The organism is Acinetobacter sp. C15, from assembly GCF_013420645.1.
GTDB lineage: Bacteria > Pseudomonadota > Gammaproteobacteria > Pseudomonadales > Moraxellaceae > Acinetobacter > Acinetobacter indicus.
In genome coordinates, this window is record NZ_VOXR01000070.1 from 1 (window position 1) to 7,390 (window position 7,390).

The 7,390-nt window shown below is 38.6% G+C and carries 6 protein-coding genes; 5 read left to right on the plus strand and 1 reads right to left on the minus strand.

The genetic code is table 11. The annotated features are described in order from the left end of the window. The first annotated feature begins 157 nt into the window (after positions 1–157). The 4 genes from aph(3'')-Ib to FTT63_RS14435 all read left to right on the plus strand — a co-directional run bounded on the left by aph(3'')-Ib (position 158) and on the right by FTT63_RS14435 (position 2,987). Entirely contained in the window at positions 158–961 is an 804-nt protein-coding gene (aph(3'')-Ib, locus tag FTT63_RS14420) for an aminoglycoside O-phosphotransferase APH(3'')-Ib (protein ID WP_001082319.1), read from the plus strand. Beyond that, positions 961–1,797: an aminoglycoside O-phosphotransferase APH(6)-Id gene (locus FTT63_RS14425; protein ID WP_000480968.1), complete on the plus strand. Its 837-nt coding sequence runs from the start codon at positions 961–963 to the stop codon at positions 1,795–1,797. Before aph(3'')-Ib ends, FTT63_RS14425 begins: the two co-directional genes overlap by 1 nt. Before the next feature lie 141 nt (positions 1,798–1,938). Next, positions 1,939–2,361 (plus strand): hypothetical protein, encoded by a 423-nt coding sequence (locus FTT63_RS14430; RefSeq protein ID WP_000656635.1) that lies wholly within the window; start codon positions 1,939–1,941, stop codon positions 2,359–2,361. Between the two features lie 215 nt (positions 2,362–2,576). After that, a complete protein-coding gene (locus FTT63_RS14435; RefSeq protein ID WP_001057867.1) occupies positions 2,577–2,987 on the plus strand; it encodes a hypothetical protein in 411 nt (136 codons plus the stop codon). A 232-nt stretch (positions 2,988–3,219) separates the two neighbouring features. Here FTT63_RS14435 and FTT63_RS14440 read toward each other — a convergent pair whose 3' ends face one another. Then, complete coding sequence (locus FTT63_RS14440) at positions 3,220–3,750, minus strand: conjugal transfer protein TraD (protein WP_000963725.1); 531 nt, start codon at positions 3,748–3,750, stop codon at positions 3,220–3,222. Between the two features lie 453 nt (positions 3,751–4,203). Here FTT63_RS14440 and FTT63_RS14445 point away from each other — a divergent pair, with 453 nt between their 5' ends. After that, positions 4,204–7,122 carry an AAA family ATPase gene (locus tag FTT63_RS14445; protein ID WP_005119228.1) on the plus strand — a complete coding sequence of 973 codons (2,919 nt, stop codon included), beginning with the start codon at positions 4,204–4,206 and terminating at the stop codon, positions 7,120–7,122. Positions 7,123–7,390: the final 268 nt, after the last annotated feature.

A 7,390-nucleotide genomic window follows, 5' to 3' on the forward strand; every position in this document is an offset into this window, starting at 1 on the left:
TTGTTCCATTTTAGAGATTTGTTTAAGATAAGATATAACTCATTGAGATGTGTCATAGTATTCGTCGTTAGAAAACAATTATTGTGACATTATTTCAATGAGTTATCTATTTTTGTCGTGTACAGAGCGCTTCATCAGAAAACTGAAGGAACCTCCATTGAATCGAACTAATATTTTTTTTGGTGAATCGCATTCTGACTGGTTGCCTGTCAGAGGCGGAGAATCTGGTGATTTTGTTTTTCGACGTGGTGACGGGCATGCCTTCGCGAAAATCGCACCTGCTTCCCGCCGCGGTGAGCTCGCTGGAGAGCGTGACCGCCTCATTTGGCTCAAAGGTCGAGGTGTGGCTTGCCCCGAGGTGATCAACTGGCAGGAGGAACAGGAGGGTGCATGCTTGGTGATAACGGCAATTCCGGGAGTACCGGCGGCTGATCTGTCTGGAGCGGATTTGCTCAAAGCGTGGCCGTCAATGGGGCAGCAACTTGGCGCTGTTCACAGCCTATCGGTTGATCAATGTCCGTTTGAGCGCAGGCTGTCGCGAATGTTCGGACGCGCCGTTGATGTGGTGTCCCGCAATGCCGTCAATCCCGACTTCTTACCGGACGAGGACAAGAGTACGCCGCAGCTCGATCTTTTGGCTCGTGTCGAACGAGAGCTACCGGTGCGGCTCGACCAAGAGCGCACCGATATGGTTGTTTGCCATGGTGATCCCTGCATGCCGAACTTCATGGTGGACCCTAAAACTCTTCAATGCACGGGTCTGATCGACCTTGGGCGGCTCGGAACAGCAGATCGCTATGCCGATTTGGCACTCATGATTGCTAACGCCGAAGAGAACTGGGCAGCGCCAGATGAAGCAGAGCGCGCCTTCGCTGTCCTATTCAATGTATTGGGGATCGAAGCCCCCGACCGCGAACGCCTTGCCTTCTATCTGCGATTGGACCCTCTGACTTGGGGTTGATGTTCATGCCGCCTGTTTTTCCTGCTCATTGGCACGTTTCGCAACCTGTTCTCATTGCGGACACCTTTTCCAGCCTCGTTTGGAAAGTTTCATTGCCAGACGGGACTCCTGCAATCGTCAAGGGATTGAAACCTATAGAAGACATTGCTGATGAACTGCGCGGGGCCGACTATCTGGTATGGCGCAATGGGAGGGGAGCAGTCCGGTTGCTCGGTCGTGAGAACAATCTGATGTTGCTCGAATATGCCGGGGAGCGAATGCTCTCTCACATCGTTGCCGAGCACGGCGACTACCAGGCGACCGAAATTGCAGCGGAACTAATGGCGAAGCTGTATGCCGCATCTGAGGAACCCCTGCCTTCTGCCCTTCTCCCGATCCGGGATCGCTTTGCAGCTTTGTTTCAGCGGGCGCGCGATGATCAAAACGCAGGTTGTCAAACTGACTACGTCCACGCGGCGATTATAGCCGATCAAATGATGAGCAATGCCTCGGAACTGCGTGGGCTACATGGCGATCTGCATCATGAAAACATCATGTTCTCCAGTCGCGGCTGGCTGGTGATAGATCCCGTCGGTCTGGTCGGTGAAGTGGGCTTTGGCGCCGCCAATATGTTCTACGATCCGGCTGACAGAGACGACCTTTGTCTCGATCCTAGACGCATTGCACAGATGGCGGACGCATTCTCTCGTGCGCTGGACGTCGATCCGCGTCGCCTGCTCGACCAGGCGTACGCTTATGGGTGCCTTTCCGCAGCTTGGAACGCGGATGGAGAAGAGGAGCAACGCGATCTAGCTATCGCGGCCGCGATCAAGCAGGTGCGACAGACGTCATACTAGATATCAAGCGACTTCTCCTATCCCCTGGGAACACATCAATCTTACCGGAGAATATCGTTGGCCAAAGCCTTAGCGTAGGATTTCGCCCTCTCCCGCAAACGACCCCCTTTTATCTACACTAGATTTAAAACAGTTGAACGTATGAAAGAAGCTGTTTCTCAAAATATTCAATCAGACAACTTGAGCCATCAAAACGCCATCAAGAACAAGGAAGAACAAAAAGCCCGAATTAAAAAATTCCGTGATCAGTTAGAGATCGGGACGATCTTATATACCTCATGGGGATATGAGCAAACAAATGTAGACTTCTATCAAGTTATTGAGAAAAGCCGGGCATATTGTGTCATCCGTGAACTTAAACAGGCTTATGATGCAACAGGTTCAATGCAAGGTTATGTTGTGCCTTTACCGAATGAATTTACCAGCAAAGAGCCAATGAAAAAAAAGATCATGGATAACTATATCGTGATTCATCAGTCTGCAAATGCAACAGTATTAGATTTTGAATTATTGCCGACAGGTACAAAAGTTTATAAACGCTGCTATACATCATCATACGCATAAAACAGTTGACCCCCTGAAGGGGGTCAATTCACTACAGAGGAAAATATGAAGCATTCAAAATTAATATATAAAGATTGGCAATTATATTTAAGGCTCTTATTTGAAAATAAATAGGGGTAATAGTCACCCGCATTTTTTTGATGTTTAGATTTCTAATGCTTCAAAAAAATGCGGTTCATTGCGTATCATATAATGAATATTAAGGAACTGAAAAAATGAATAATGCTCAATTCAAAATTGAATGCTTCAGAAATGGTTTATATAGCCCAGAGCAAATAATTGAATTTTACAAGGTAGTCCACACGGAAGAAACTAAGTACAATAGCCGTGATGCTCAACTTTGGATTAATGGGAAAAGCTCTAGGGAATATCAAATTGACCCTAAAGCAATTCAAATTGTAGATATGCTTAATGCAATCAGATCGGAAGTAATTGCAAAAGAAAAAGAGCGTATAGAACTTGGCAATCCAAGATATAAATATCTATTCAAAGGTGAACAAGCACTATGGTCGGAGCATCAGGAATTTATAAATTTACCTGTCAATTTTTATAATTCAATAATGGTTGAGCTAGGTAAAAAAGATTTAATTTATTTTGAATTTTCAAAAAAAGATATTGAATCCTAAACGATAGAGCAGAGCAAAGTGTCTACTTTGCGAACTGAAAAATCTGAAAAATCCTCCCTTCTCTGATTACTGTTGAATGGGGCAAGCGAAGCAGACAAAATCTGTGATTTTGGCTAGCTGACCGCAGACCCGCAACTACTTCCATGTTACCTATAAGCGGGATTAACAAAGCAATCCCGCAGGGTTGCGACTGAAAAAAATTAAATTATATTTTTACCAGTTTGAATATTCTTTAATTTGTAGAGCCTGAATTATCAACTAGAGTTGATTTAGATTTTTTTGATTGTTCCCGATCAGCAATAAATTTGTCACCAGCAATTTTTAAACTGTCAAAATGTTGGGGATTGGATTTATATGATTCAAGAGCCTTTAAAAGAACACCAGTAATAATTCCTTTATCTTCAGTTGGGAAATCTACTATTTCAAAAAGCGCACCAATTGAAATTAATTTATGTTCACGTTTTTTGCGATCTTTAACTTGAGCAGCTTGAGCATCTTTTTTCAAACTAGCTAAAAGTTTTTTTTCATCTTCCTTAATTTTTTCTAATTCTAAACGTGCTTTATGTTTTTTAAATTCATTTTTCATTACACGTTCAAATGAACTAATTTGCTGCTTTGTTGGTGAGCCTGATTCAATACTTTTAACAAGTGACAAAATTAAATCTTCAGTTTGGTTTCTATTCTCTAATCCCTTCAAACGAGAGATTTCATCAGTTACAAACTTTTTTTGATCTTCAGTAAATTTTAGATTTTCGATAGCCATTGCCACTTCCTCATTGTCAATATTTTTAAATCATAGCATAACTAAAAATAGAGGAAATCTATTACAGCACTAAACAACAAAAATCATATTAAATTATTAATTTCTGACTTTTACAATTAAAGAAATATTTATTCTGAGTATGACTTGAATTGAAAAATATTTAGCCAGGTGATCATTTTTTATAGGATTTTTAAAATTTTAAAATTGGCTTTCAGTCCTTTAGTTTAAAAAATATCCTAATGTCTATCTAATAACAAAAAATTACAGTTTATAGCTTAAAAAAATCCTTATTAATCGTGTCACTTATAGACCCTCAGATTTGGGGTTTCTGAACTATGGGTTATCACCTTGTAGCGAATATATATTGAAGTTATCATGACAACAGCAGTTGGAATGCACGCTTCCGCGTTTCTCTCCGAGAAACAAAAAAAGCAGATTCAAAATAGGCGAATTATGGCGATTTATCACTTATCAGTTAAATCAGGTAGGCAATACGGTTCTTCGGGAAGTCGAGGGGCAAGCCATTACGCTTATATAAATCGTGAAGGTAAATACAAAAGAGAAGATTTAGAAAATATAAAATCAGGAAATTTACCAAATTGGGCTAAAGATGCTGCTCATTTTTGGAAGTCAGCAGATAAGAACGAACGCATTAATGGACGTATTTATACTGAATTGGAAATTTCATTGCCTAGAGAATTGAATAAAGAACAACGTGAAGAATTAGTACAGGAATTTGTAGATAAGACTTTAGGTAAAAACTTCACATATTCCTATGCAATTCATAGCCCATTAGCAAGTGATGGTGAACAAAATCCTCATATTCATTTGATGTTTAGTGAAAGAAAATTAGATGGTATTGATCGTGACGAAGTACAACACTTTAAACGCTACAATCCGACTAATCCTGAAAAGGGCGGGGCAGGTAAAGATCGCTATTTTTCATCTAAAGTTTTTGTGGCAGATACACGCTTATCATGGGCTAACCATGTAAACGATTTTTGCGAAAATTTAGGTCTTGATGCTCGTATAGATCATAGAAGTTATAAGGCTCAGGGGCTTGAATTATCCAGTCAAAACTTCAGGGCTGATTATGTTAGTAATCATAAATATTTCATTAATGAAAATATAAAAAATATACGTCATCAAAATGGCGAAATTATTATTGAGCGTCCTTCGGAAGTTATTAGAGCTTTAACTTCTAATCAGTCTGTATTTACTGCCCGTGATCTTGAGCGTTTTGTTATGGCTCATACTGACAGTCAAGAACAATATCTTAAAGCCTATGAAGCTGTAATGACTTGTCCTGATATGGCAATGTTGTTTGGGAAAGATAAGGTTGTATTCTCATCAAAAGAATTGGTCGGAATTGAAGATTCTATTACTGCATTTATCTACAATGCCAATGAGCAAAGTCGAGTACAGAAGCCATTTAATTTAACTGAAAAATTCACTTTAAATGCTGTAAAAATTGCTGATAAAAGAACATTCAATAGAGAGCAAGAAGCAGCCTATTATACTTTGACTTCTACTGATCGAATCTCATTGCTAAATGGTTCGGCTGGTACTGGTAAGTCTTATGTTCTTAGTGCTGTTTCTGAAGCCTTCAAAACTTCAGATTATAAAGTTCATGGTATTGCTTTGCAGGCAATTACAGCTAGAGCTATTTCTGACGATTGTAATATTCCAAGCAGTACAATTGCTTCATTCCTTGCCCGATATGAAAGTGGTAATTTTGAGATCAATAATAAGACTGTCTTGATCTTAGATGAAGCGGGGATGGTCGGCTCAAGAGACATGCAAAAACTTCTCATGATCGTAGAGAAGCATGATGCTCAAATAAAACTTGTTGGTGATAGTTATCAGTTAAGTGCTGTTAGTGCTGGTTCTGCTTTTGCTCATATTCAAGATAACCTTGATAAGAAAAATATTGCTTCATTAGAAAATATACAACGACAAAAATATGCGAAGGAATCAGAGAAAATGATTGAAGCATCTAAGTTGTTATCTAAGCATGAAGTTGACAAAGCATTAGATATTTATAAGACCATTAATGCTGTTAATGAATATGAATCTCACGATCTAGCACTAGCCAAAACTATTAAATCTTGGAGTGAAGATTCTAGCGAAAATAAGTTAATGCTTGCTCATTCAAATAATGATGTGAATGAATTAAACCGCATGGCAAGAAATGTATTAATTAAAAATGGTCAACTTTCTGCTACTGGTAATCATGTTAAAACTGCTTTCGGTGATATTGAAATTACTGTCGGAGAAAAAATTGTATTTAAGCAGAATGATTCAAAATTAAAAGTTAGCAATGGTGAAACAGCAAAAGTAATCGGTTTTGAAAAAGATAATCTTAATAACATTAAATTTATGATGGTTCAGTCAGATAGAAATAATGAGATCATTAAAGTAGATTTAAATGAATACAACCAATTTAAATATGGTTATGCAAATACTATTCACTCATCACAAGGTATGACTGTTGATAATGCCTATATTGTGGCGAGTGAGAACATGAATGCTAATTTAACTTATGTTGCTTTGACCCGACATAAACATAATGTCGAAATTAATTATTCTGCTATGTCGTTTACCACGAATGAAAAAGAATTCGTTAAACGTCCAGATGGGAAAATCTCATATGATCAGAATTACAATCCTGTTGAAAAAGAAGTTACACCTTTTGAAAACTTCAAAAAAGTTCTAGGACGATCAGAAAAGAAAGAATTTTCTACAGACTTCACTTTAGTAGACAAGCAAGAAAAATTGATCAAAGCATATCTGCAAGATCACCGCCACCATATTGAAGATAAGCGGGAGATATACGGAATTAACTCGAAGATACATGCTTTAACTTCAGAGAATCGTACATTCACGAAGGAAGAAATTGTTACCGAGGTTCGTGCGAATCTTAAATCTAAATCTATTTTAGGTGATGAGATCGGTAGCATTAGAGGTATGAAAATTGCAAAAGGTGAGCTTCTCAAACTTGAGGAAGGGTTACAGATCAAGACTGGATTCTTTAAGAAAGAAACCTTTGAGAAGGGAACAGAATTAAAGGTTCTTGATGCCTACAAGATGAAAGATAAACCAATGATTAAAGCTCGAATCAATGATATGGAATATGAGATTCCATTTGAAAAACTTTCTGTTAAGTATTCAGATCGGTACTTCACAGAGTTTAAAGATCAGAGCGCACACCGTTTTACTGCCCGCAATAAAACTGAAGTTTATAGCGAGTACCGTGAGCAGTTATTGAAGCAAAAGATTACTGCACCGGAAGAAAATTTGAATGCTCCTAATCACAAGATGAAGCTGCAAAGCAATCTTAATACTACCCCTAGAAATACACCTAGAATCTAACTTCACCTGGCATAAGCAAGTGAAAATAACAAACCATAAAAGACTTTTTAATGAGTAAAGATGATCATGATAAATTTGTATTATTCCTGATAGTTGTAGGCTTTATCGTGTTAGTTGTTTGCGGTCTTGCGTGGCAGGGAGAGAGATGGATCCGTAAATTTGAACAACTCCTATAAGTGATATTCTGCTCCTCAAATGATGTTATAAACATCAATATATGGAGTATTTTATGGCACGTAGACCAAGAAGAAATCATTCAAATGATTTT

Excerpts from the sequence above, each read along its gene's own strand:
- FTT63_RS14425 (WP_000480968.1), top strand. The coding sequence starts at position 961 with ATGTTCATGCCGCCTGTTTTTCCTGCTCATTGGCACGTTTCGCAACCT.
- FTT63_RS14430 (WP_000656635.1), top strand. The coding sequence starts at position 1,939 with ATGAAAGAAGCTGTTTCTCAAAATATTCAATCAGACAACTTGAGCCAT.
- FTT63_RS14435 (WP_001057867.1), top strand. The coding sequence starts at position 2,577 with ATGAATAATGCTCAATTCAAAATTGAATGCTTCAGAAATGGTTTATAT.
- FTT63_RS14440 (WP_000963725.1), bottom strand. The coding sequence starts at position 3,750 with ATGGCTATCGAAAATCTAAAATTTACTGAAGATCAAAAAAAGTTTGTA.
- FTT63_RS14445 (WP_005119228.1), top strand. The coding sequence starts at position 4,204 with ATGGCGATTTATCACTTATCAGTTAAATCAGGTAGGCAATACGGTTCT.